We start from the raw sequence: 22,924 nt of genomic DNA, 5'->3' as shown, positions 1-22,924 counted from the left end.
TGCCCGGTCGTTCCCATAGACGGAGTCGATATATTGGCCGCATGCTGGACGTTTCTCGACTCCGGGTGCTGGTCGCGGTGGCCCGTACGGGCTCGGTGACGGCCGCCGCGAAGGAGCTGCACTACTCCCAGCCGTCGGTCAGCCACCACCTCGCGCGGCTGGAGGCCGAGACCGGCGCCAAGCTCGTGCGACGCGTCGGCCGCGGCATCCGCCTCACCGACGCGGGCCGGACGCTCGCCGAGCGGGGCGCGGAGATCCTCGGCAGGCTCGACGCGGCCGAGGCCGAACTGTCCGCCCACGTCGGGCTCGACCAGGGCCGGGTGCGCCTGGCCGCCTTCCCGTCGGCGCTCGGCACGTTCGTCCCCCGGGCCGCGTCGCTGCTGGCCGAGCGCCATCCCGGCCTCCGGGTGAGCCTCACCGAGGCCGAGCCGCCCGAGGCCGTCCGCATGCTCCGCGCCGGCTACGTCGACGCGGCGGTGATCTTCCGGTACGACCCCGGCGCCGAGGAGGACGACATCCGCACGTGGCGGCTGCTGGACGAGCCGAGCCACCTGGTGACGGCCGAGGCCGCCGAGCCGGACCTGGCGGCGTACGCCGACGCCGAGTGGATCGCCGGCTGCGACCGCTGCCGCCTGCACCTGCTCGAAATGTGCGAACGGGCGGGGTTCAGCCCCCGCATCTCGTTCACCACCGACGACTTCGTGGCCGTCCAGGCGCTCGTCGCAGCCGGTCTCGGCGTGACGGCGCTGCCCGCGCTGACGCTGCGCGCGGCCCGCAACCCCGACGTGTGCACCGTCGCACTGCCCGGCTCGACCCGTTATGTCCTTGCCGCCACGTACGGCGAGCCGCCCGAGCCCCCGGCCACCGCCGCCCTCCTCGACGCCCTCCGCGAGACCACCGACGCGGAGCCTCGCCCCGCGCCCGCCACTACCGGTCCATAGCAGCCGACCCAGGTAACGAGACCGTCGGCCGCCCTGTACTCCGGCATGAGAACCGGCCCGCCCAGTGAGGGCAGGCCGGTCTTGTCCTTGTGCGGTTCATCGCGGGTGCCCTGTGGGTCACCTAGCGCGACCGTTTGATGACATGCCCTCCGCCTTGGAAGCGGTGGGTTGTGGCAGAGCCCGGAGCGGCTCTGTCAGCCTTCCAGGTCCCCGCGGTCGGCGGAGGCCAGCAGTGCTTCGATCGCCTCGGCGTGAGACACGCCGGAGTAGCGCCTCATGGAGGTGTACTCCGGCCAGTCGAGCCCCTTGAGGCAGACCTCCACGGCCTCTTCGTGAGAGCCCCAGAAGTCGTCGTAGTGACGCACGTAGCGGTAGATCTCCAGGTCGACGCCCTTGGCGTGGGCGTCCAGCACCTCCGCGTGCGAGGCGAAGCGAGCGAGCGTGGACGCGTATTCAAGCACGTCGATGCCGTTGGCGTGGGCCTCCAGCACCTCCGCGTGAGAGGCGCGCCAGGCACGCGCGTACTCGTAGTTGGCCACGTTGATGCCGTTGGCGTGGGCCTCCAGCACCTCCGCGTGAGAGGCAGGGAAGAGGCTGCTGCCGCGGGCAGCGGCGTACGAGCCCACCTCGATGCCCTTGGCGTGGATCTCCAGCACCTCCGCATGGGTGGCGCCGGCCTTCAGCGCGGCGGCATAGGCGGCCACGTCGATCCCGCTGGCGTGGCCCAGCAGGGCGTCCTCATGAGAGGCGCCGCGCTGCCGCCGCGCGACGGCGTAGCGCTCCACGTCGATGCCGTTGGCGTGCGCCTCCAGCACCTCCGCGTGAGAAGCGCCGTCACACTGTGCGGACCACCGCGCCGACCAAGGGCTGTCGGCCAAGCCTCGCGCGTTGGCGTAGTGCGCCAGGTTGAGGCCGTTGGCGTGAGCCTCCAGCGCCTCCGCGTGAGTGGCACCGGCCTCCCGCGCCTTGGCGTAGTGCTCGGCCCAGACGCGGTTGGAGTGGGCTTCCAGCGCCTCCGTGTGGGTGGCGCCGGCCTTCCGAGCCTTGGCGTAGTAACCGACCCAGAAGCCGTTGGCGTGGGCCTCCAGCACCTCCGCGTGAGTGGCACCGGCCTCCCGCGCGTCGACGTAGTAGCGGTAGTCGTACCTGCCGAAGACGAGGTGAGCCCGCAGGTAGTCCAGGAGAGAGATCCTGGTCGCTCGTGCCGGAGCGTCGGTGGTCAGAGGCGACTTGGTGTTGGTGATCTCGGACATGCGAGAACTCCTCGTTTCCAGATTCTTGTTTGTGCTCCTTTCGGCTCTACAGTCCTGAAGCAATCAGCCATGGCACGTCGCTGCGACCACTACATCACCGATCTGCCAAAAGACCAGAAGCCAGGCCTCGCCTGATCGCGCACTGCCGGCCGTTGAGCCGCAGCCGGATGGAGTGGATGAGGCCGGTCACCCTGGCGGACGTTACGATCACGGCCGTGAAGCTGAAGCAGGGCCGGGTCCGGGTCTCCTACAGCGCATCCCACAGGCCGCGACGGTGACCGCTCCCGACCGGTAACGCCGGGCGACCCGCAGCGCGGCGGCCGCCGCCGGCGCGCAGATCCAGCGCCGTCGTCGGCAGCGCGGGATGAGCCAGGCGGAGCTAGCGCGGCGCACCGGACTGAGCAAGGCCACGCTGTCGCAACTGGAATCCGGCGGCGGCAGCCCTGCCTCGACACCCTCGACGCCATCGCCGTCGCGCTGAGCATCCCGCTCACCGACCTGCTGACCCGCGACGCGTCGCCGGGGACCGTTCACCTCCCCGCGACCGTCGCGAGCGATGAGGGACCGACCTGCGAACTGCTACGGCGGATCAGCGGCGGTCACAGCCTCGAGCTCTGGCGGCTCCGTCTCCCGGCGCACACCTCCGTCGACGGCGTTCCCGCGCGCCGGGCACGGTCGAGCACCTTCTCGTCGCCTCCGGCGACTCGTCGCCGGCCCGACCGACGATCCGCGTTCGCTCAACGCGGGAGACCTGCTGGCCTTCGCCGGAAACGCCTCCCACGCCTACCGCACCGACGACATCCCGGCGGACGTCACCGTCGTCATCGCCTCACCAGCCATCGGCTGAGCCCTGACAGACAGAGATTCCCGGTCTCTGAGGTGACCTACTGGTGTCTCGACAGCACGATCGCAACCTCGACACAGGCTCCCTGGTTGGCGCTCCGGCTGCTTTTGGTCCAGGTAGGAGAGTTCTTCTGCTCAAGATTAGGCATGGGATGAACCTCGTCGTAGGAGGGGCTAGATAGTCGCAGCTGCAGCAGCAACGACTGCGATCGTATCCGTCTCGCCGAGAGCCGTCTTCTTCAGCCGCTCGAACGCCTCCTCATACTGCGTGACCTCGCTCGGTTCTTCCACGAACAACTCACCCGCGATCGTTTCGACATATGTGGCCGGCGCATCCGCGGAGTCAGTGAACCTGAGGACGGTGAAGCTGCTGGCCACTGCGGCGTGGGCACCAGCGCTGAACGGCATAACTTGGACTGTGATGTTCGGCCGTTCCATGAGCTTCAATAGGTGCTCGAGCTGTGCACGCATTACATCGGGTCCGCCGACGGTCCGACGGATAACACTTTCGTCTATGACAGCCCATAGGCGCGCCGCCTCAGCGCCGTCAAGGATCCGTTGGCGTTGCACGCGCACACTGACTCTGCTTTCAATCTCAGCGGCGGCGGTGGTTGGAGGCTCAGCGCCGATGATGAGCGCCCGCGTGTAGTCCTCGGTCTGAAGCAGACCCGGAAAGATCGATTCCTCGAAGGAGAGGATCTCGGCGGCTTCCGCCTCCAACCCGATATAGGTCGTATACGTACGGCTGAGCATCTTTCGGTACGGATGCCACCATCCACGTAGCCGACCGTCCAGGGCGAACTGGATGAGTTCATCACGCTCCGCTCCGGTGACCCCATAGAGCCCACAGAGCAGACGTACGTCGTTCGGATCAGGCCTGACCCCTTGTCCCGATTCGAGATAGAGCGGTTTTGAATCACCCCAGGTGAGTTGCTTCGCGACCTCAGACGCCGTCAGCCCACGGTCTTCGCGGAGGCGACGTAGCTCGGCAGCGAGGCGTCGGCGGCGAACAGTAGGGCTCGGCTCGCGTCCATCGGGCATCGGTGGGGACCTCCTCAATTCCTGGCGAGCAGCCGGAAAGGCGACCAGCCGGATGCTGCGACCAATGAGACATCAGCCATAAAGGCCGCGACCCGAATTTCAGGACTTGAAAATCATGACGCGCAGGAGCATCGTTACCTCATCATCTCAACGGAGAGTGATGATTATGCCACTTTGCGTACGCGCGCGCTGGAGTGGTTACCCGAACCGAAACCTCCGACAGGAGTGATCTCCCTGTGACACTCGACCCGACGGTCATTCCCGACCACGCCGATCCCCCGATCGCGGCAAGCCGTCCCTCATGGCTGGCGCTGCGCGCACGGCCTGAGTACGCCTCGAAGGCCCGTGCCTTCGCCAGTACGGCGGTGTTCGGGTATCCGTTCGACGCCTACGAGATCGCTCTCATCGTCAGCGCACTGGTGACGAACGCCATCCGCGCCGCCATGGCCCTACGCACGTGGCCGGACGACAGCTATCCGATCGGAGTCGAACTGCTGGCCACCACCCGATACGTGCACCTGGCCGTCACCGACCCCGATCACCGGCCGATGCCCGCACCCGATCAGGGTGGCCTGCTCGCCGAGCACGGCCGCGGCCTGACCATCGTCGACCAGCATGCCGCCGATCGATGGGTCACCTACGCAAAACACGGCAAAACCGTCCACGTCGTCATCCCGGCAGAGGGAGTCACCCTCACTGCCGCGGAACTCACAGCCCGCCATGCCCCTGCCTGAGCCGGGGAAGACAGCAGGTCGCCGACCGATCCGGGACGACAACCGCAGGCGGTCAGTCGAGCCCCTTCACCCGTTCGATGACGCTGGGCGAGATCTCGGTGTTGTTGCGGGTGAGGTAGCGGATCAGGACTCGCAGCTCCTCGTCGCTGTAGTCGGCCATCGCCTTCTCGTACACCTCGGCCACGGGCAGGAACCGCCGGCCGAGCTCGGTGATCGGACCGTCCCGCAGCGCCTCGACGATGACCCGGCGCCGGTCCTTGTCGTCCCGGCGGCGCCGCACCATCCCGGCCCGCTCCAGCCGGTCGATCACGGCGGTGATGGCCCCACCGGTGGTGAGGAACATGGCGTCCGCGAGTTGTCCCGGCGTCATCGGCCCGCGCAGTTGCAGCAGGTTGATGCACTGCATGTCGGTGACGTTGATGCCCGACCGGCTGGCGATGGCGTTGTGCAGCAGCACCGTCCACACGGTGCTCACCCGGGCCTGGTGACTCAGCTCCGCGATGAGCTCCGCACGCTCGGACGCCGCCATCGAACCTCACTTCCGACCGGCTCAAGACGCTCTGATTTAGAGCTTTCCCCGCTCATTGTATCCGTGGCCAGGAAAGATCCCAGCCACGACGCGACCGACGGGTCCCGATCCCGCCGACGACCCGCGAGTGGAGGCTCGGCCCTGCCGCCCGGATGGACGCATCGGCCGCACCGTACGGAATGCTCGGCAAGCGCACCTGAGAATCGGACCAAATGGCACAGATTGCCGCCGCAAACGCGGCTTTCCCGAGCGATCGGCACAGCCCCGCCCCGTCGACCGAGGCTGAGACGAGGGGGATCAGTCGAGGAAGATCGCGGTGTCCAGCGTGAAGTCGACCGGCTCCGGAATGTGGAGCTTCTCTCCCATGGCGACCTCGGTCTTCTCTGTGTACGCCCCGTCCTTCAGCCGGCTGAAGACCGTCACCGTCGGCGGATCGCACACCGGATCGACGAGGAGCATGACCGGCACTCGTCCCCGGGCGTAGATGCGGGGCTTCTTCACCCGGTCGTCCTCGACGCTCGCCGGTGACACGATCTCCCCGACCATGACGAGCCCGTCCGTGAACACTTCACGCTCACCCCAGCGCGGCGCGTCCTTGGGCGCCATCGCGAAGTCCGGCTCGAACGGCTCCCGCGTGCCGGGCAGGCACACGTCGAGCCCCGGATACACCCGCCAACCCCGTTCCCGTGCCAGCGGAGCCAACGCTTCTGGAAGAAGGTAGGCCTTCCACTGGTTCTCCGGACTACCGACGGGGCTCACGATGAGCCGCCCGTCGATGATCTCCGCACGCCACCTGCCGAGGTACGGGACCAGGTGATCGTAGAGATCGCGTAGGTTGCGCTCGGCAGGGGCCGGTGGCTCTGCCGGGGGCGCCTCCGCCACAGCCTGCTCCACCACGGCCTCGGCCGGTGCAGGCTGATCGGCCAGGTCCCGCTCGGTCGTGGACCGCTCCGACACGGGCTCGCTCGCTTCCCGCTGGGCGGCCGGGCGCTTCTCGACGTGCCGTTTGCGCGACTGCACAGCCATGGGAGGACCATTCCTTCCGCACTCCTCGGGGGGTCCAGACTACAGAGGGATACCCTATGTATCCCAAGAGATACGGAGCGCGATCGCGAAATCAGCTGTGGTGGGCGGCGCGCTGGGCGATCTGTTTGGCCCAGCGGTAGTCGGCCTTGCCGGCCGGGGAGCGTTGCATCTCCGGGACGAAGGCGTACGTCCGGGGGACCTTGTAGCCGGACAGGACACCGCGGCAGTGGGCGTCGAGGTCGGCCTCGTCCGGCGGTTCGCCGTACGGCTGGACGACGGCGGCGACGCGGCTGCCGAACCGCTCGTCGGGGATGCCGGTGACCAGCGCGTCGAAGACCGCGGGGTGGCGTTTGAGGACCGCCTCGACCTCCTCGGGGTAGACCTTCTCCCCGCCGGTGTTGATGCACTGCGAGCCCCGGCCGAAGATCGCGATCGTGCCGTCCGCCTCGACCGTCGCGATGTCCCCGGTGAGCAGCCAGCGCACCCCGTCCACCTCGACGAACGTCTTCGCCGTCTTCGCGGGATCGCCCCAGTAGCCGAAGGCGATGTGGCCGCTCTTGGCGACCTGCCCGATCACGCCGGAGCCCGGCTCGACCTCCTTCAGCGCGTCGTCCAGCACCCGCAGCCGCGGGTCGTTCGGCCGGTAGCGCATGCCCGACTCCGGGGAGGACCCCTCGACGCCGGACGCGGTGTAGCCCGACTCCGAGGATCCGAAGTTGTCGAGGATCATCACGTTCGGCAGGAGCTCCTGCAGCCGGTCCCGTACGGCGCCCGACAGGATCGCCCCCGTGGAGCTGAGCACGCCGAAGGAGCTCAGGTCATGCGATCCGGCCGCGATGGCGTCGGCGAGCGGCCGGGCCATCGCGTCGCCGGTGATGTTGATCGTGAAGACCTTCTCGGCCTCAATCGCCTGCAGCACTTCCACGGCGTCGAAGCGGCGCGTGTAGACGATCGTCGCGCCCATCCACCAGCCGATGAACGTGGCCATCTGCGCGGCGCCGTGCATGAGCGGCGCGGCCGCCATCATCACGAGCGGTCCGGAGCCCTTGGCGGCCTCGATCACCTCGTCGGGCGTCTTCCGCGGTTCGCCGTACGGGTTGCCGCCGCCGAACGCCATGAACAGGTCCTCGCACCGCCACATCACGCCCTTGGGCATGCCGGTCGTGCCGCCCGTGTAGATGATGTAGACGTCCTGGCCGGACCGCTCCGGGAGGTCCCGCGCGGCCGGCGACTCCGCCAGGGCGTCGCGGTAGGAGACGGCGTGCGGGGACTCCCCGCCGACGACGATCCGGTGCCGCAGCGACGGCACCCGGGACGCCACCGCCTCGACCCGGTCCTCGAACTCCGCGTCGTACACCAGCGCCACCAGGTCGGCGTCGGCGTAGAGGTACTCCAGCTCCGCCTCGACGTACCGGTAGTTGACGTTGACCGGCACGGCGCGGATCTTCAGCGCGGCGAGCAGCGCCGCCACGTACTCCACGCCGTTGTACAACTGGATCCCGACGTGCCCGCCGGGCTCGACGCCCGCCGCGCGCAGGTGACCCGCCAGGCGATTCGCCTCGTCGTCCAGCTCGGCGTACGTCCGGCGTTCCGTGCCGCCGCCCGAGTCGTAGACGACCACGGCGGTGCGCTCGCCGATCGCCTCCGCGAGTCCTTCGAACAGGTCGGCGTGGTTGAACTCCATCGCGGGCCTCCGTAGGCCGGACCGGGTGTCAGGGTCGGTCGGAGCCGACGACCCACATCGCGTAGAACTGCGCGCCGCCGCCGTACGCGTGTCCGAGGGCCCTGCGCGCGCCCTCGACCTGGTGCTCGCCGGCCAGCCCGCGTACCTGCAGGGCCGCCTCGGCGAAGCGGATGAGACCGGACGCGCCGATCGGGTTGGACGACAGCACGCCGCCCGAGGCGTTCCAGGGGATGTCGCCGTCGAGGGCGGTCGCGCCGCTCTCGGTGAGCTTCCAGCCCTCACCGTCGCCGCAGAAGCCGAGGTTCTCCAGCCACATCGGCTCGTACCAGGAGAACGGGACGTACACCTCGGCGCAGTCGAGTTCGCGGCGCGGGTCGGTGATGCCCGCCTGCCGGTACACGTCGGCGGCGCAGTCCTTGCCCGCCTGCGGGCTCACGGTGTCCCGGCCCGCGAAGAAGATCGGCTCGGAGCGCATGGCGGTGCCGTGCACCCAGGCGGGCGGGTTCGGGGCGCGCCGGGCGGCTTCCTCGGAGGCGAGCACCATCGCGGCCGCGCCGTCGCTGGACGGGCAGGTCTCCAGGTAGCGGATCGGCTCCCACAGCATCGGCGTCGACTCGACCATCTCGCGGGAGATGCCGGGGATGCGCAGGTGGGCGTAGGGGTTCTTCAGGGCGTTCCGCCGGTCCTTGACCGCGACGAGCGTGCCGATGTGGTCGGGCGCGCCGGTCCGCCGCATGTACGCGCGGATGTGCGGGGCGAAGTAGCCGCCCGCCCCCACGACGATCGTCGGCGACAGCGGCGGGTGCGTGGACAGCGCCCAGGTCGCGTTCGACTCGGACTGCTTCTCCCAGGCGACGACGAGCACGCGGTCGTGCACGCCGGCCTGGACGAGGCTCGCCGCGACGAGGGCGGTGGACCCGCCGACCGACCCGGCGGTGTGCACGCGGATCATCGGCTTGCCGCGCGCGCCGAGCGCGTCCGCGAGATACGCCTCGGGCATCATGACGCCCTCGAACAGGTCGGGCGCCTTGCCGATGACGACCGCGTCGATGTCCTTCCATGTCAGCCCGGCGTCCTCGAGGGCGCGCAGCGCCGCCTCGCGTACGAGCCCGGCGATGGACACGTCGGTGCGCTTGGTGCGGTACTTGGTCTGGCCGACCCCGATCACCGCGCAGGCGTTTCCCATCCTCATGCCTCCAGGACGCAGACGAGGTTGTGCTGCAGGCACGGCCCGGACGCCGCGTGCCCGAGCGTGCGGCGGGCCTCGCCGCGGTGGATCCACGACGCGGCCTCGCCGACGCGGATGAGGCCGGTGGCCATGACGGGGTTCGCGGCCAGCGGTCCGCCGGACGGGTTGACGCGGACGTCGTCGGCCAGGCCGATCGCCTCGCGCAGGATCAGCTCCTCGTGGCTGAACTGCGCGTGCAGCTCGGCCACCTCGACGTCCCGCGCGCCCGCCTTCGCGGCGGCCAGCGCTGCCGACTCCGAGCGGCTCAGGTCGCGGACGCCGAGGGAGTGCGCCTCGATCCGGTGGTCGATGCCGCGGATCCAGGCCGGGCGCTCGCTCAGCTCACGGGCGCGGTCGCCGGCGGCCAGCACGACCGCCGCCGCGCCGTCGGTGATCGGCGCGCAGTCGTACGGCCGCAGCGGCGCGACCTCGTAGCCCTCGTCGGCCGGGTCGGGCAGGTCGAGGGCGTACGGGTTGGCGCGCCCGGCCTCACGGGACCGGGCGGCCACGGCGCGCAGGTCGTCCTCCTTGTGCCCGGCGTCCAGGAACGCGCGGGCCTGCAGCGCGGCGAGCGACACCTGGTCGGGGCCGAGCGGCGCCAGGTAGTACGGGTCGAGCTGCAACGTCATGATCTCCCGCAGCGATCCCTGGGAGGACTTGCCGAAGCCGTACACCAGCGCGGTGTCGACGTCGCCGTGCTGCAGCCGGACCCACGCCTCGTACAGCGCCCACGCGCCGTCCATCTCGACGTGGCTCTCCGAGATCGGCGGCCAGGCCCCGACCGTGTCCAGCGCGGACACGAACGAGAACGGCGCCCCGGCGAGGTAGTCCAGCGAGCCGGAGCAGGTGAACCCGAAGCGGTTCAGCCCGGTGGTCTGCTTGATCTCGGTGATGACGGGGGCGAGCAGCTCGACCTCGGTCAGTCCGGCGTCCTCGCCCGTGTGCTCGGTCTGCGCGAACGCGACGACCGCGACATCCCGGCTCACAGGTACTCCTTGATGTCGTCGAAGGGGACGTCGGGTTCGCCGGTGGGTTCGAACCACTTGATGTTCTCCATGGTCCGGCCCCATTCCTCGCGCGGCTTCCAGGCCGCCTTGACCCGCATGCCCATCCGCACCCGGTCGGCGTCGATGCCGGCGACCAGCGCGAGCAGGGAGATGTCGGAGCCGTCGAGCAGGATGTACGCCGAGACGAACGGCACCTGCGGGGCGCGCGGGTCCGGGATGTTGTTCACCGCGAACGTCGTGACCGTGCCGGTGCCGGCGACCTCCACCTCTTCGGTCGTGGGCACGCCGTCGACCGGGCACAGCCCCCGCATCGGCACGTAGACCTTGCCGCAGACGTCGCAGCGGTGGCCGAGGAGGCGGCCCTCCGACACCCCGTCGAGGAACCTCGTCAGCGCCCAGCCCGCGTTCAGGCGGTACTCCGCCCGGCTCGGCGCCGTGATCATCGTGACGTCGGGCCGGAAGCACTCGATGTCCCGGATCGAGCCGGTCCGCTCGGCCCGGAACCTGGGCCGTACGCGCATGCCGGTGCGCAGGGACTTCGGCGGGTCGGCGCCCGGTTCGAACGTCCCCACGTCGAGGGCGTGCAGGAGGGCGGTGTCGGCGCCGTCGGGCCGGATCAGCGCCCAGGCGAACGGCCGGTCCAGGGGGTGGACCGCGCGCGGCCGCGACACCCACGACCAGGACGTCACCGTGCCGCCCGGCCCGACCTCGACGTACTCGTCGGTGACCGCCTCGCCGTCCGCGTCGTACTCGGCCGGCGGGAACAGCACCCCGCCGGAGGCCGTACGGACCCCGACGAGGCGGCCGTCGCGCAGCTCGGTGAGGAACCGGCCGATCACCGGGCCGACCGACCGGGTGTAGCCGCCGGGGAACTCCAGGGCGTGGTCGGCGACCAGCGGTTCCGGGGGTTCAGATGGCATTCTGGCGGTCCTTCCAGTACGGGTCCCGCAGCTTGCGTTTGAGGAGCTTTCCGTTGGGCTCGCGCGGCATCCGCTCGATGAAGTCGAACGACCGCGGCCACTTCATCCGGGCCAGCCGGCCGTCCAGGGAGGCGAGGATCTCTTCGGCCAGTTCCGGTCCCGGCGCGACGCCCTCGGCGGGCTCGATGACCGCCTTGATCTGCTCGCCCCACTCGTCGTCCGGGATGCCGAAGACGGCGACGTCGGCGACCTTGGGATGGATGATGATCTCGTTCTCGATCTCGGCCGGGTAGATGTTCGCCCCGCCGGAGATGATCATGTCGGCCTTGCGGTCGGACAGGAACAGGTGGCCGTCCTCGGTGAGGTAGCCGATGTCGCCGACGGTGAAGAAGTCCTTGAGCCGGTTCGCCTGCGTCTTCGCGGGATCGCCCTTGTACTCGAACGAGGCGCTCATCATCTTCATGTAGATGGTTCCGGGCGTGCCGGGCGGGACCTCGTTGCCGTCGTCGTCGACGACCAGCAGCTCACTGATCGGCCAGGCCTTGCCGACGGTCCCGGGGTGCTCCCGCCAGTCCTGCGGGCTCGCGATCGTGCCGCCGCCCTCGGTCGCCGCGTAGTACTCCCAGACGCAGTCGCCCCACCAGTCGAGCATCGCCTGCTTGAGCGGCACCGGGCAGGGCGCGGCGGCGTGGATCGCCCACCGCATCGACGAGACGTCGTACCGCTCGCGCACCTCCTCCGGCAGCGACAGCAGGCGCTTGAAGTGGGTCGGCACCATGTGCGTGTTCGTGATCCGGTACCGCTCGATGAGGCGCAGCGCGTCCTCGGCGTCCCACCGGTCCATGTAGACGAGCGTGTGCCCCATGTGCAGCGCCGACCCGCCGAACTGGGTGACGGCCGTGTGGTAGTTCGGCGAGGTGACCAGGTGCGCGTTCGGCGGGCCCGGCGTGAAGCCGAAGAACGTCAGCAGGAAGGTCATCAGCTCGGCGCTGTCGTCCGGGTCGATCCCGGCCAGCGCGCGCCGGACCCCCTTGGGCCGCCCCGTGGTCCCCGACGTGTAGTGCATGGTCGCGCCGTTCGTACGCTCCTCCGGGAGCGTGTCCGGCCGCCCTTCGACCAGCTCGCCGAAGTCCCGGAATCCGGGGACCTCGCCGAACGCGAAGCGCCGCCGCGGGTCGAGCCCCGCCTCCTCCGCGCCCCGGGCGCCCTCGGCCGCGTACCGCTCGTGCACGAAGAAGGCCTTGGCCTCGCTGTCCGCGACGATGTAGCCGATCTCCGGACCGGTCAGGTGCCAGTTGATCGGCGTGTAGTACCAGCCGGCCTGCAGCGCGGCGAGGTAGAGGATGAGGCCCTCGACGCCGTTGGGCACCAGCCCGCAGACGCCGTCGCCCGGTCTCAGCCCGAGGTCGCGCAGCCCGTGGACGACCCGGTTGCAGCGGGCGAGCAGGTCCGCGGCGCGGTACTCCGTCCCGTCCGGGTCCACGGCCGCGACCCAGTCCGGGTCCTTCGCCGCAAGCCGCCAAAAGCCCAACGAGCCCATGGATTACTCCCTGTACGTCTCGGCACCGGTCGTACGGAGGTTCCGTTCGCAGTAGATCACGTTCTCGTTTTGTGCTGCAAGCCCTGTTGAGATGCGACGAGCATCACTAGAATCCGTTCTTGTTTCGGCGTCGCGTGACCTCATGCGCGGCCGCGAGCAGGGAGGACGGCAATGGCGGAGCGACTGCCCATCAGCACCCCGCACTGCACGGTCGAGCGCGACGGCCACGTCGTCATCGTGACCATGAACCGGCCCGAGGCCCGCAACGCCCTCAGCACCGACATGCTCGTCGGTATGGCCGACGCGTGGGCCTACATCTCCGATACCCCGGACGTCCGGGTCGGCATCCTCACGGGCGCCGCCGGGCAGTTCTGCGCCGGCGCCGACCTGAAGGCCATGGGCCGGCCGTCGGAGGACGAGCGGGTACGGCAGCGGGCGTCCGAGATCGAGAACTTCCACTGGAAGGGCCTCCTGCGCGACTGCCGGCCGAAGAAGCCGCTGATCAGCGCGATCGAGGGGTACGCCGTGGCCGGCGGCACCGAGCTGCTGGTCGGCACCGACATCCGCGTCGTCGCCGAGGGGGCCACGCTCGGGCTGTACGAGGCGAAGCGCGGCCTGTTCCCCATGGGCGGCTGCGCGATCCGGCTCCCCCGCCAGATCCCGTACGCCTTCGCGATGGACATCCTGCTCACCGGGCGGTCCGTCGCCCCCGGCGAGGCGCTGCGGATGGGCCTGATCAACCGGATCGTCCCGGACGGCCAGGCGCTCAAGACCGCCCGCGAGATCGCCGACGACATCGCCTCCTGCGGTCCGCTGGCCGTCCAGGCGATCCTGGAGACCTACCGCCGGACCGAGGGCCAGGCCGAGGCCGACGCGTTGCGGATCTCCGACGAGCTCGGCTGGCCGGTCATCGGCTCGGCCGACGCCAAGGAGGGCGCCCGCGCGTTCAAGGAGAAGCGCCCCGCCGTCTTCACCGGCGAGTGACGCGCTCACCGGCCTGCCGCCCGCGACCGACCGGGTGGCCGACGCCGCGTACGCCCGGGTGGCCGACGCTGCGTCCGGCGATCTAGGGGGTGGTGGCGGTCGACGGCGCCCCGCTGCGCACGCACTACATGTCCTGGCCCGGCAAGTCGTTCAAGGTCGACCTTCTGGGACTCGACCAGGTGGCGCCGGCCCGCGTCGTCGCGCGGTTCCGTGTCACCGCGGGGCCGGGATCGGCGGTCGCGCCGACCGCGTGGGCCGCTCCGGCGCACTCCGGGGACCACGCGCCGAGCGCCGCTCTTCTCCTGGACTCCGGCCACGCCACCGAGTACCCGGTGCTCCGCACCCAGGGCGGCGCCTGCCTGTGCACGGAACTGAACGACGTCAAGGCCGGGCAGCAGGTCGACCTGGACGCCGTCTTCCCGGCGCCGGCGGGCGGCGCGGGGAAGATGATCGTGGTGTTCCCGAACACGCCGCCCTTCCTGGACGTCCCGATCACGGCGCACGCCCCGTACGTCCTGCACCAGCGGCAGGGCGGCACGCCGCTGAACCCGGTGACGACGCCCACGGCCACGCCGGAGAGCTACCCGCTCGTCACCACGGTCCGGCACGGCGACGAGACCGACGCGACAGGCGGCGGCAAGACCAGCGTCCGGCTCTCCTCCGACGTGCTCTTCGCGACGAACAGCGCGAAGCTGACCGGGAAGGCGCAGGCCCTGCTCAAGCAGGTGGGCGCGAAGATCGAGAAGTCACCGGGCACCACCGTCGCGGTCGACGGGTACGCCGACAACACCGGCACCGACGCGGTGAACCTCCCGCTCTCCAAGAAGCGCGCCGAGAACGTCCGGGCGGCACTGCGCGAACTGGTGAAACGGCAGGGGATCCAGTACTCGGCCGCCGGGCACGGGTCGGCCGACCCGATCGCGGACAACGGCAAGCCCGCGGGGCGCGCCCTGAACCGGCGGGTCGTCATCACGTTCGCCGCCCTGGCGCAGGTGCCGCAGGACAAGCGGCCACTGCCCGCCGCCGGCGCGGACCCGGCCGGACGGCCCGACGCTCCGGCGGTCGCCTCGGTGCACGCCGGCGAGGGGCCCATCCCGTTGCTGCCGTGGCCGAAGTCGATGACCTTCGGCGTCACCGGTCTCATCCGCGAGCCGAACGGTTTCGCGGTGCTCACATGGACGCTGCACAAGGTCAACAAGCACCCGGTACCGGCCGGGTTCGCCACCGACCTGGCGGACGTCTTCCGCAACGCCGGACCGGGTCGCATCGTGCTGGGCGCCGGCCAGGACGAGTACAAGAACGTCACGGACACCAGGCAGCAGGCGGTGTTCCCCGGCTACTCGCTCCGCCAGGGCGATTACGTCGTGCGCGCCCGGGACAGCCTCGCCGGCTGGAACATGTTCCGGCTCCCCGCGGGCGTACGGACCGTCACCGTCCGGGTCCCCGGCTTCCCCGCCGTGCCGAACGTCCCGGTCCAGGCCTCGAAGCCCTGACGCCGGACTCTCGATCGCGTCGAGCGGTGGACGCCCGGGACGCCGTCCCGCTACGATCCCGACCGTCTGGACGGTCGGTAACTCATGATCGAGGGGACGTATGCGGGATCGGATCCTGGACGCCGTCGAGCGGGTGCTCGTGTCCGCCGGAGCGGACGCGGTGCGGTTGGACGCCGTCGCGGCCGAGGCCGGGGTCAGCAAGGGCGGCCTGCTGCACCACTTCAGGTCCAAGCAGGCGTTGCTCGAGGGAGTGCTGAACCGCCTCGTCGACCGCTTCGAGGCCGAACTCCCGCCGGGCGGGTCACCGCCCGGCGCCTTCACCCGGGCCTGGCTGGACGCCACCATCCCCGACGCGGACGCCCCCGCGCGGGACCACACCGACCAGGTGTCCGTGGCCCTGCTGGCCGGGATGTCGGGCGGACCCGAGGTGCTGGCCGCGCTGCGGCGGCACTACGAGACCTGGCAGCGCCGGCTCGCCGACGACGGGCTCGACCCGGCGACGGCCACCCTGGTCCGCCTCGCCGTCGACGGCTGGTGGATGGCCCGGCTCCTGGACCTGGCCCCGCCCGGCGGCGACCTCCACCGTCAGGTACGGGCGCGGCTGACCGCGATGATCGAGGAGGGTGCGTGATGCCGTACGTCCTGCTGGCCCTGGCGATCGCCGCGGAGGTCGCCGCGACCCTGTCGCTGCGCGCCTCGGAGAACTTCTCCCGGCTCGGCCCGTCGCTGATCGTGGCGGCCGGTTACCTGATCTCCTTTGTCCTCCTGGCCAAGGTGCTCACTAGGCTCAATGTCGGTCCGGTGTACGCGATCTGGTCCGCGCTGGGCACCGTAGGGGCGTTCGTCGGCGGCGCCCTGCTGTTCGGCGAGCAGGCCCGACCGGCCACCGTCATCGGAGCCGCGATCGTCATCGCCGGAGTGATCGTGATGAACCTCGGCGGCGGAGTCCACCAGTGACCCGCGTCATGGGCTGCACCAAGCCGGCCACGCCGCTCACCGACGACACGGGAGTCCGCGACCGCGGTTGACGCAGAGCGGCAACCCGGTTGACGCAGAGCGGCAGAGGAAGCACAATCAGTAGCAACGCCGCCGCTTCGCGAAGCGGTTAGGAAGTGAGCCCGGGAAGTTCCCGCTGGACGGTGGGGTCCCGGGCTTGCGCTTTTCTCAAGCCTTCACTACGCATACCGTGACGAGTGACGTGAGCTGTTCCAAGTGGGCGGGATTCCCGCAACGGGCGGCCACCACTGCACCTGCCACCACGTCCGGCAGCCAAAGAAGCGGCTCCTCAGGGCCAGATTCATGGTCGACTCGAATATCTGGGCTTATCTCCTGCCGCGCTCGCAACGCTCTGACGAGGTTCAGGTCATTGCGGTTCTGCCGCGCTTCACGCGCCTCGAACACGATGTTGCGCACACCCATTCCGGACAACTCGAAGAACAGGCGCTCCATGCACTTACGTCGGCGACGCTCCGAGGTCTCTCCGGCTGTCCCGATGCGAACGACAGCGAGATGAAGCACCTCAAGCGACATGACCGTCTCGATCAGGAGACGGCGTCGCTTGTCAGACTCGTGATACCAGTGCACTTTGTGCTGCCCGGGGAGCCTTAGGCTCGCGACCGCTTCCCGCACCGGCCAGCGAGCGTTCGGCTCCATGATCGACGCAACGAGGATGTAGACGTCGGGATCGAGTTTGCGGTTGGACTCGGACTCGTCGACGAAAGCACACCAGGACAACGCGCCCTCCTCCGCGCGAAGCGCCCCTCTCCTTCCGCGGGTCGAGGGCGAACGGACCTGCGATTTCGCTGCTCAACATGCCAGGAAGCACCGATCACCGCAGGTGATTACATAAAGTGACCGTTTAGTGGCTTTTTTCTGAGGGAGAAACCCGTCAAAACACGGGCCTCTGAGGAGGAACAGATGGCCACCCAGATATGGCGGCGTCGGCGCGGACGGGTCGAGGAGACCACGACTTCGCGTCCGGCGGTGAGCGATGCCCGGACCCGACGCTGGAACACCACGCGCGTCCGGCGGTTCCAGCGGCACGACGGGCTCAGCGCGTTCGTGTGGCTGGTCGCCTGGACCATCACCCTCGTTCTGCTCTTCGGCATCGCGCTGACCTGGGGCGGCGCCAATCAGGCCAACGGCGTGGTGCACGCCGTGCTGCGCGCCGGCACCTGGCTGGCGACCCCGTTCGACGACGTCTTCCGCAACGCCGACGCGCGCAAGCAGCTCACGGAGAACTGGCTGTTCGCCGCCGGCGTCTACCTCGTCGCCGGCCGCGTCCTCGCCTGGCTCCTGCGCTGGTGACGGCCGGCCCTCCGGCCGGGGCCGTGGTCCGCAGCGGGCCACGGCCCCGGATTCGCGGAACTTGACCAATCCGTGTCAGGTTCGCCGGAAATCTCTGGCTCGGGGTGATCTGGCGCTGTTAGCTTCCCGGCCATGACCGTTACCGATGACTTCATCGACGCGCTGCCCAAAGTGGAACTTCACGTTCATCTGGTCGGTTCGGCGTCCGTGCCCACCGTGCTGGAGCTGGCCCGGCGGCACACCGGCCACGACGTGCCGACGAACGAGGCGCCCCTGCGGGAGTTCTTCGAGTTCCGCGACTTCCCGCACTTCGCCGAGGTCTACTTCGCGGTCAACGGCCTGATCCGGGAGCCCGAGGACGTCGCGACGCTGGTCACCGGCGTGGCCCGGGACCTGGCCGCGCAGAACGTCCGCTACGTCGAGCTGACCGTGACGCCGTACTCCCACGTGTCGGTCGGCATGACGATGCCCGCCGTGACCGAGGCGCTGGACCTCGCCGCCCGGGAGGTGGCGGACCGGATCGAGGTCGCCTACGTCTTCGACATCCCCGGCGAGTTCGGGGAGGACGCGGACCGCAAGACCCTCGACCACGCGCTGAACCACCCGCCGGAGAAGCTCGTCGGCTTCGGCATCGGCGGCGTCGAGCAGGATCGGCTCTCGCACCAGCAGTCGATCCGGGACGCGTTCCGGGCGGCGGTCGCCGCGGGGCTGCACAGCGTGCCGCACGCCGGGGAGATGAGCGGTCCGGAGACGATCTGGGAGGCGATCCGGGAGCTGAAGGCCGAGCGGATCGGGCACGGGATCAACTGCCTCGACGACCCGGAACTGGTGGCGTACCTGCGGGAGACGCAACTGCCGCTGGAGGTGTGCCCGACCTCGAACGTCTGCACCAAGCAGGTGCCGGACATCGCCGCGCATCCGCTCCCCCGGATGCTGGCCGAGGGCCTGTACGTGACGCTGAACAGCGACGACCCGCCGATGTTCAACACGACGCTGACCAACGAGTACCGCGTGGCGGCGCGGGACCTGGGGCTCGGCCGCGCGGAGCTCGCCGACCTGGCCCGGAGCGGCGTCCGCGCCTCGTTCCTGGCCGAGGACCGCAAGCGGGCGATCCTCGCCGAGATCGACGCCGTCCAGCCCGCCTGAGTCGTCGCCGTGGCGGGCCGCCGGCGGGCGCGGGTCCGCGCCCGCCGGCGGCGCCCGGAGCTCAGGAGTCGGTGAGGGTGTTCAGGCGCTCCATCGTCTCGACGTACTCCTCGATGAGGTCGTAGATCACCTGGGAGGCGGTCTTGACCTGGTTCATCGAGCCGACGATCTGGCCGACCGGGAAGGTCGTCAGCTCGCCCGCGCCGGCGCGGTTGATCCGCCGGAGCGCGTCGGAGATGAGCATGAACTGCATCGGCATCGGGAGGGTGCCGGGCGACTCCGGGGACTCCCAGGCGTCGGTCCAGGCGGTCTTGAGCATCCGCGCGGGCTTGCCGGTCCAGGAGCGGGAGCGGACGGTGTCGCGGGACGTCGCGGCGAGGAGCCTGTCGCGGGACGCCTCGGGAGTGTCGGCCTCCTCGACGGTGAGCCAGACGGAGCCGGTCCAGACGCCCTCGGCGCCGAGCGCGAGGCCGGCGGCGAGCTGGCGGCCGCGGCCGATGCCGCCCGCGGCCAGCACGATGGTGTCGGGGCCGACGGCGTCGGCGACCTCGGGGATGAGCACCATCGTCGCCACGTCGCCGGTGTGCCCGCCGGCCTCGGTGCCCTGGGCGACGATGATGTCGACGCCGACCTCGACCTGTTTGCGGGCATGGCGGGCGTTGCTGGCCAGGCCGGCGACCTTCACGCCGTGCTGGTGGGCCTGCTCGACGACGTCCGCCGGGGGCGGGCCGAGCGCGTTGGCCAGGAGGGCGATCGGGTGCTTCAACGCCACCTCGACCTGGGGGCGGGCGGTGGCGTCGGTCCAGCCGAGGAGGTAGTGGCCGGCGCCCTCCTCGGTGAGCGGGTCGACGCCGTGGCGTTCGAGCAGGTCGCTCACGAACCGCCGATGGCGTTCGGGGATCATGCCCTGGAGCTTGGCGAGCAGTTCTCCGGCGTCACCGAGGTCCGCGCCCTCGTACTTGGCGGGCATGACGACGTCGACGCCGTACGGCTTTCCGCCGACGTGCTCGTCGATCCACGCCAGCTCGGTCTCCAGTTGCTCGGGGGTGAAGTAGAGCGCGCCGAGGACGCCCATCCCGCCGGCGCGGCTGACCGCGGCGACGACGTCGCGGCAGTGGCTGAAAGCGAAGATCGGATACTCGATACCGAAGAGTTCCGTTACCCGTGTCCGCACAGTCCCGACCATAGGGGCCGAATCAGTCAACTGCAACATGTTCTAGTTAGGTTCTTCCAGAAGCCCAGGCCGCTTCTCGGTCGCGCACGCTGTAACACGTAGCAGCAGACTTTAGGTTTATATCCCGACCAGAGGTGTTGACGGCGGTATGGGCGGTTGTTAGCTTGCCCCCGGTCGGGGCTCTCACGCTGGGAGCGGTGCCCGGAGGCCAGCACAGATGACCGATCCGTTCGGATCAGCCAATGGAACGGCCGCCCGGCCGGCGGCAACGCGGCCACCGGTCAGGGGACCGTCTCCGCCTGCCCTGGTGCACCGCGAGCCCCTCCTCGCCCGTGCCCGCGCCCACCTCGCCGGGGGCGGCAGCGTCGTGCTGACCGGCCCGACCGGCATCGGCAAGTCCACCCTGCTGGCGACCCTGGCCGCCGAGTTCACCGACCACCAGGTGCTGCGCTGCTCGCTGTCGGCCACCGAACGGCACCTGCCGTTCCTCGGCCTCATCGACCTGCTCGCCGAGACCGAAGACGACCTCCTCCAATCGCTCCCGAAGCACCAGCGGGCCGTCCTGGAGGCGGCGCTGCTGCGGCGCGACGACCCGGTCGGCGAGCGCGACGTCCTCGGCCTGCGCGTCGCCGTGCTGGCGGCGTTCCGTACCCTCTGCGCCGCCGGGCCGGTACTCCTCGTCGTCGACGACGCGCAGTGGCTGGACGCGCCGAGCGCGGAGCTGCTCGCGTTCATCGCCCGGCGCGCCGGCGGGCTGCCCCTGCGCGCCCTGGCCGGCCTGCGCGCGGGCCCGGGCGAGCCGCAGGACCCGCCGGACCTCTGCCCGCCGCCCGTACTGACGCTGCCGGTGCCCGCGATGACCGCCGCGGAGGTCGGCGGGCTGCTCGGCGACCTGCGGCTGCCGCGCGCGGTCCTGGCCAAGGTGCACCGGGCCAGCGACGGCAACCCGTTCTTCGCCCTGGAGCTGGGCCGGGCACTCGCCGACCACCGCGAACCGCTCGATCCGGCGGCGCCGCTGCCGGTGCCCGACGGGCTGCGCACGCTGATGATGGACCGCCTGCTGGCGCTGTCCTCCGGCGCGCGGCGGACGCTGCTCCTCGCCTGCGCGGCGGCCCGGCCGACGCTCGCGCTGCTGCGCGCCGCGGGCCGGCCGGAGGCCGCCGCGGACATCGCCGAGGCGCGGCACGCCGGGATCGTCGCGCCCGGGGACGTCATCCGGTTCACGCACCCGCTGCTGTCGGCGGTGCTGTACGCGGAGTCGGCCGAGCGGGACCGCCTCACCGCCCACGCGGCCCTCGCCGACGTGGTCACCGACCCGGTGGAGCGGGCCCACCACCTCGCGGTCGTCGCCCCGGGCCGGGACGCCCAGGTCGCCGAGACCCTCGGCGAGGCCGCCACCGCCGCGCGCCGGCGCGGGGCCCGTGCCGCCGCCGCGCGGCTGGGGCTCCTGGCCGCCGAGCGCACCACCAAGCCGGAGGCGGAGCCGGGGCTGCGGCTCACCGCCGCCGAGGACGCGCTCGCCGCGGGCGAGTTCGCGATGGCGCGCCGCATCGCCGAGGACGTCCTGGCTGCGGCCGTACTGCCCGCCGAGCGGGTACGGGCGTGGATCGTGCTGCTGGACTCCTGCGGACAGGCCCTCGCCGAGCTCGACGAGGTGTTCCCGCGCGCGCTCGCCGACGCGCGGGACGATCCGGCGCTGCTCGCCCCGCTGCACTACCGCCTCGCCTGGCGGGCCTGGCTCGTCAAGGGCTCCGCGCCGAAGGCCCGCACGGAGGCGGCGACGGCGGCGCGGCTGGCGGCGGAGGCGGGCGACCGCAGCACCGAGTTGCTGGCCCTGACCAAACAGGCCCTGGCGGAGTTCCACATCGGGTCACCGGAGGCGGAGCGCACGATGGCGCGGGCGCTGGCCGGGCCTTATGATCCGGCGATCCGGCTCGGCCACAACGGCCCCGTGTACCTGCGCTACCGGCATCACCTCCTGCACGACCGGCTGGAGGAGGCGCGCGGCGAGCTGCGGTCGCTGACCTACGCGGTGCGCCAGCGCGGCGCGGTGGAGAGCCTGTTCATGTGCCTGTACGGCTCCGCGCAGGTCGAGACGGCGCGTGGCCGCTGCGACCGCGCCCTCGACCTGGCCTACCAGTGCCTGCGGCTGGCCCAGGACAGCGAGCTGAGCCAGGGGCCGGCCTGGTGCGCGGTCGCGTTCGCCGAGGCCGCGGGCGGCTCACTGGACCGTGGCCTGGCCGCCGCCGAACGCGGCGTCGGGCACAGCGAGGACGACGGGGACCTGCTGTTCCTGCCGACGACGCTGCACGCGCTGGGGCACATCCGGCTGCTGCGCGGCGACCCGGCCGGCGCCGCCGACGCTCTGCGCCGGGTGCGCGTCCTGGAGGCCGCGCAGGGCCTGGCCGAGCCCGGACTGCGGCGCTGGCACGCCGACCTCGCCGAGGCGCTCGCGGCGATCGGGGCGGTCGCCGAGGCGGAGGAGCTGATCGAGGAGACGAGGCGGCAGGCCACCCGGCTCGGCCGGCCGAGCGTGCTGGCCGGCCTGGACCGGGCCGCCGCTCTCGTCCTGGCCGCGCGCGGCGACCCGGCCGGGGCCGTACCCCTGCTGGCGCGGGCCGTCCGGGCGCAGGCGGCGCTTCCCTATCCGGTCGAGGAGGGCCGGACGCGGCTCGAGCTCGGCCGCCTGCACCTGCGCGCGGGAGACGTGCAGGCGGCGCGGGAGGCCCTGCACGGGGCGCGCCGGGTACTCCTGCACGCCAAGGCCGCGCCGTGGATCGCGGCGGTGACCGCCGAGCTCGACCGGCTGGACCTCGGCGTTCCGGCGACGGCCGGCGACGACGATCCGCTGCGGGCGCTGTCCGGCATGGAACGCCGGGTGGCCGCGCTCGTCGCCGACGGGGCGACGAACCGGGAGATCGCCGCCCGGCTGTTCGTGAGCATCAAGACGGTCGAGGCGGCGCTGACCAGGTCGTACCGCAAGCTCGGGGTGCGTTCCCGGGTCGGCCTCACCCGGGCCGTCACGAGCTCGCGCGCGGCGAACCGCTCGGCGTAGGGATTTCCCTACGGCTCCT

General features: G+C 71.0%; 23 protein-coding genes. 11 read left to right on the top strand and 12 right to left on the bottom strand.

All coding sequences use genetic code 11. The features are described from left to right. Nucleotides 1–41 precede the first annotated feature (41 nt). Nucleotides 42–941, top strand: coding sequence for a LysR family transcriptional regulator (locus tag AB0K82_RS10950; RefSeq protein ID WP_364395271.1), 900 nt, complete (start codon nt 42–44; stop codon nt 939–941). Between the two features lie 194 nt (nt 942–1,135). Here the strand turns inward: AB0K82_RS10950 and AB0K82_RS10945 are convergent, their stop codons facing one another. Further along, nucleotides 1,136–2,194: a hypothetical protein gene (locus tag AB0K82_RS10945; protein ID WP_364395269.1), complete on the bottom strand. Its 1,059-nt coding sequence runs from the start codon at nt 2,192–2,194 to the stop codon at nt 1,136–1,138. A gap of 337 nt (nt 2,195–2,531) precedes the next feature. Here AB0K82_RS10945 and AB0K82_RS10940 point away from each other — a divergent pair, with 337 nt between their 5' ends. Then, nucleotides 2,532–2,675, top strand: coding sequence for a helix-turn-helix transcriptional regulator (locus AB0K82_RS10940; RefSeq protein ID WP_364395390.1), 144 nt, complete (start codon nt 2,532–2,534; stop codon nt 2,673–2,675). A 75-nt stretch (nt 2,676–2,750) separates the two neighbouring features. After that, nucleotides 2,751–3,041: a hypothetical protein gene (locus AB0K82_RS10935; protein WP_364395267.1), complete on the top strand. Its 291-nt coding sequence runs from the start codon at nt 2,751–2,753 to the stop codon at nt 3,039–3,041. A 37-nt stretch (nt 3,042–3,078) separates the two neighbouring features. Here AB0K82_RS10935 and AB0K82_RS10930 read toward each other — a convergent pair whose 3' ends face one another. Continuing rightward, complete coding sequence (locus AB0K82_RS10930) at nt 3,079–3,186, bottom strand: DUF397 domain-containing protein (protein ID WP_364395388.1); 108 nt, start codon at nt 3,184–3,186, stop codon at nt 3,079–3,081. A 25-nt stretch (nt 3,187–3,211) separates the two neighbouring features. Continuing rightward, nucleotides 3,212–4,078: a helix-turn-helix transcriptional regulator gene (locus AB0K82_RS10925; protein ID WP_364395265.1), complete on the bottom strand. Its 867-nt coding sequence runs from the start codon at nt 4,076–4,078 to the stop codon at nt 3,212–3,214. A 236-nt stretch (nt 4,079–4,314) separates the two neighbouring features. Here AB0K82_RS10925 and AB0K82_RS10920 point away from each other — a divergent pair, with 236 nt between their 5' ends. After that, complete coding sequence (locus AB0K82_RS10920; RefSeq protein WP_364395263.1) at nt 4,315–4,812, top strand: ATP-binding protein; 498 nt, start codon at nt 4,315–4,317, stop codon at nt 4,810–4,812. A 52-nt stretch (nt 4,813–4,864) separates the two neighbouring features. On the opposite strand, the gene AB0K82_RS10915 is transcribed toward AB0K82_RS10920, so the two are convergent. The 7 genes from AB0K82_RS10915 to AB0K82_RS10885 all read right to left on the bottom strand — a co-directional run bounded on the left by AB0K82_RS10915 (nt 4,865) and on the right by AB0K82_RS10885 (nt 12,746). Then, on the bottom strand, nt 4,865–5,341 hold the full coding sequence (locus tag AB0K82_RS10915) for a MarR family transcriptional regulator (RefSeq protein ID WP_364395261.1): 477 nt from the start codon (nt 5,339–5,341) through the stop codon (nt 4,865–4,867). Nucleotides 5,342–5,638: 297 nt separating this feature from the next. Beyond that, on the bottom strand, nt 5,639–6,367 hold the full coding sequence (locus AB0K82_RS10910; RefSeq protein WP_364395259.1) for a Uma2 family endonuclease: 729 nt from the start codon (nt 6,365–6,367) through the stop codon (nt 5,639–5,641). 91 nt (nt 6,368–6,458) lie between these two features. After that, nucleotides 6,459–8,051, bottom strand: a complete 1,593-nt coding sequence (locus tag AB0K82_RS10905) for an acyl-CoA synthetase (RefSeq protein ID WP_364395257.1) — start codon at nt 8,049–8,051, stop codon at nt 6,459–6,461. A 28-nt stretch (nt 8,052–8,079) separates the two neighbouring features. Then, complete coding sequence (locus tag AB0K82_RS10900; RefSeq protein ID WP_364395386.1) at nt 8,080–9,237, bottom strand: thiolase domain-containing protein; 1,158 nt, start codon at nt 9,235–9,237, stop codon at nt 8,080–8,082. Nucleotides 9,238–9,239: 2 nt separating this feature from the next. Then, nucleotides 9,240–10,265 carry a thiolase domain-containing protein gene (locus tag AB0K82_RS10895; protein WP_364395255.1) on the bottom strand — a complete coding sequence of 342 codons (1,026 nt, stop codon included), beginning with the start codon at nt 10,263–10,265 and terminating at the stop codon, nt 9,240–9,242. Next, nucleotides 10,262–11,206 carry an OB-fold domain-containing protein gene (locus AB0K82_RS10890; RefSeq protein WP_364395253.1) on the bottom strand — a complete coding sequence of 315 codons (945 nt, stop codon included), beginning with the start codon at nt 11,204–11,206 and terminating at the stop codon, nt 10,262–10,264. Before AB0K82_RS10890 ends, AB0K82_RS10895 begins: the two co-directional genes overlap by 4 nt. Next, complete coding sequence (locus AB0K82_RS10885) at nt 11,196–12,746, bottom strand: acyl-CoA synthetase (RefSeq protein WP_364395251.1); 1,551 nt, start codon at nt 12,744–12,746, stop codon at nt 11,196–11,198. The genes AB0K82_RS10890 and AB0K82_RS10885 overlap by 11 nt, the downstream gene beginning before the upstream one ends. A gap of 171 nt (nt 12,747–12,917) precedes the next feature. Here AB0K82_RS10885 and AB0K82_RS10880 point away from each other — a divergent pair, with 171 nt between their 5' ends. From AB0K82_RS10880 to AB0K82_RS10865, 4 genes are all read left to right on the top strand, one after another. Next, entirely contained in the window at nt 12,918–13,730 is an 813-nt protein-coding gene (locus AB0K82_RS10880; protein ID WP_364395249.1) for a crotonase/enoyl-CoA hydratase family protein, read from the top strand. Nucleotides 13,731–13,819: 89 nt separating this feature from the next. Next, on the top strand, nt 13,820–15,223 hold the full coding sequence (locus AB0K82_RS10875; RefSeq protein WP_364395247.1) for an OmpA family protein: 1,404 nt from the start codon (nt 13,820–13,822) through the stop codon (nt 15,221–15,223). Nucleotides 15,224–15,323: 100 nt separating this feature from the next. Further along, nucleotides 15,324–15,854, top strand: a complete 531-nt coding sequence (locus tag AB0K82_RS10870) for a TetR/AcrR family transcriptional regulator (RefSeq protein ID WP_364395245.1) — start codon at nt 15,324–15,326, stop codon at nt 15,852–15,854. After that, complete coding sequence (locus AB0K82_RS10865; RefSeq protein WP_364395384.1) at nt 15,854–16,180, top strand: multidrug efflux SMR transporter; 327 nt, start codon at nt 15,854–15,856, stop codon at nt 16,178–16,180. The genes AB0K82_RS10870 and AB0K82_RS10865 overlap by 1 nt, the downstream gene beginning before the upstream one ends. A gap of 207 nt (nt 16,181–16,387) precedes the next feature. Here AB0K82_RS10865 and AB0K82_RS10860 read toward each other — a convergent pair whose 3' ends face one another. Further along, a complete protein-coding gene (locus tag AB0K82_RS10860; protein ID WP_364395243.1) occupies nt 16,388–16,957 on the bottom strand; it encodes a hypothetical protein in 570 nt (189 codons plus the stop codon). Nucleotides 16,958–17,140: 183 nt separating this feature from the next. Here AB0K82_RS10860 and AB0K82_RS10855 point away from each other — a divergent pair, with 183 nt between their 5' ends. Continuing rightward, nucleotides 17,141–17,530 carry a hypothetical protein gene (locus AB0K82_RS10855; protein ID WP_364395241.1) on the top strand — a complete coding sequence of 130 codons (390 nt, stop codon included), beginning with the start codon at nt 17,141–17,143 and terminating at the stop codon, nt 17,528–17,530. A 132-nt stretch (nt 17,531–17,662) separates the two neighbouring features. Continuing rightward, nucleotides 17,663–18,676: an adenosine deaminase gene (add, locus tag AB0K82_RS10850; RefSeq protein WP_364395239.1), complete on the top strand. Its 1,014-nt coding sequence runs from the start codon at nt 17,663–17,665 to the stop codon at nt 18,674–18,676. A gap of 61 nt (nt 18,677–18,737) precedes the next feature. On the opposite strand, the gene AB0K82_RS10845 is transcribed toward add, so the two are convergent. Beyond that, nucleotides 18,738–19,850, bottom strand: coding sequence for a nitronate monooxygenase family protein (locus AB0K82_RS10845; protein WP_364395237.1), 1,113 nt, complete (start codon nt 19,848–19,850; stop codon nt 18,738–18,740). Nucleotides 19,851–20,157: 307 nt separating this feature from the next. Here AB0K82_RS10845 and AB0K82_RS10840 point away from each other — a divergent pair, with 307 nt between their 5' ends. After that, nucleotides 20,158–22,905, top strand: a complete 2,748-nt coding sequence (locus tag AB0K82_RS10840) for an AAA family ATPase (RefSeq protein ID WP_364395235.1) — start codon at nt 20,158–20,160, stop codon at nt 22,903–22,905. The last annotated feature ends 19 nt before the right edge of the window (nt 22,906–22,924 follow it).

This window comes from Actinoallomurus sp. NPDC052274, from assembly GCF_040679475.1.
GTDB classification, from domain to species: Bacteria; Actinomycetota; Actinomycetes; order Streptosporangiales; family Streptosporangiaceae; genus Actinoallomurus; species Actinoallomurus liliacearum.
The sequence above is the reverse complement of the archived record's forward strand: the minus strand, read 5'-3'. Positions and strand labels throughout refer to the sequence as shown.

What these genes read in the sequence shown, in the direction of transcription:
- AB0K82_RS10950 (WP_364395271.1), top strand. Translation starts at nt 42, where the DNA reads ATGCTGGACGTTTCTCGACTCCGGGTGCTGGTCGCGGTGGCCCGTACG.
- AB0K82_RS10945 (WP_364395269.1), bottom strand. Translation starts at nt 2,194, where the DNA reads ATGTCCGAGATCACCAACACCAAGTCGCCTCTGACCACCGACGCTCCG.
- AB0K82_RS10935 (WP_364395267.1), top strand. Translation starts at nt 2,751, where the DNA reads ATGAGGGACCGACCTGCGAACTGCTACGGCGGATCAGCGGCGGTCACA.
- AB0K82_RS10930 (WP_364395388.1), bottom strand. Translation starts at nt 3,186, where the DNA reads ATGCCTAATCTTGAGCAGAAGAACTCTCCTACCTGGACCAAAAGCAGC.
- AB0K82_RS10925 (WP_364395265.1), bottom strand. Translation starts at nt 4,078, where the DNA reads ATGCCCGATGGACGCGAGCCGAGCCCTACTGTTCGCCGCCGACGCCTC.
- AB0K82_RS10915 (WP_364395261.1), bottom strand. Translation starts at nt 5,341, where the DNA reads ATGGCGGCGTCCGAGCGTGCGGAGCTCATCGCGGAGCTGAGTCACCAG.
- AB0K82_RS10910 (WP_364395259.1), bottom strand. Translation starts at nt 6,367, where the DNA reads ATGGCTGTGCAGTCGCGCAAACGGCACGTCGAGAAGCGCCCGGCCGCC.
- AB0K82_RS10905 (WP_364395257.1), bottom strand. Translation starts at nt 8,051, where the DNA reads ATGGAGTTCAACCACGCCGACCTGTTCGAAGGACTCGCGGAGGCGATC.
- AB0K82_RS10900 (WP_364395386.1), bottom strand. Translation starts at nt 9,237, where the DNA reads ATGGGAAACGCCTGCGCGGTGATCGGGGTCGGCCAGACCAAGTACCGC.
- AB0K82_RS10890 (WP_364395253.1), bottom strand. Translation starts at nt 11,206, where the DNA reads ATGCCATCTGAACCCCCGGAACCGCTGGTCGCCGACCACGCCCTGGAG.
- AB0K82_RS10885 (WP_364395251.1), bottom strand. Translation starts at nt 12,746, where the DNA reads ATGGGCTCGTTGGGCTTTTGGCGGCTTGCGGCGAAGGACCCGGACTGG.
- AB0K82_RS10880 (WP_364395249.1), top strand. Translation starts at nt 12,918, where the DNA reads ATGGCGGAGCGACTGCCCATCAGCACCCCGCACTGCACGGTCGAGCGC.
- AB0K82_RS10870 (WP_364395245.1), top strand. Translation starts at nt 15,324, where the DNA reads ATGCGGGATCGGATCCTGGACGCCGTCGAGCGGGTGCTCGTGTCCGCC.
- AB0K82_RS10865 (WP_364395384.1), top strand. Translation starts at nt 15,854, where the DNA reads ATGCCGTACGTCCTGCTGGCCCTGGCGATCGCCGCGGAGGTCGCCGCG.
- AB0K82_RS10855 (WP_364395241.1), top strand. Translation starts at nt 17,141, where the DNA reads ATGGCCACCCAGATATGGCGGCGTCGGCGCGGACGGGTCGAGGAGACC.
- add (WP_364395239.1), top strand. Translation starts at nt 17,663, where the DNA reads ATGACCGTTACCGATGACTTCATCGACGCGCTGCCCAAAGTGGAACTT.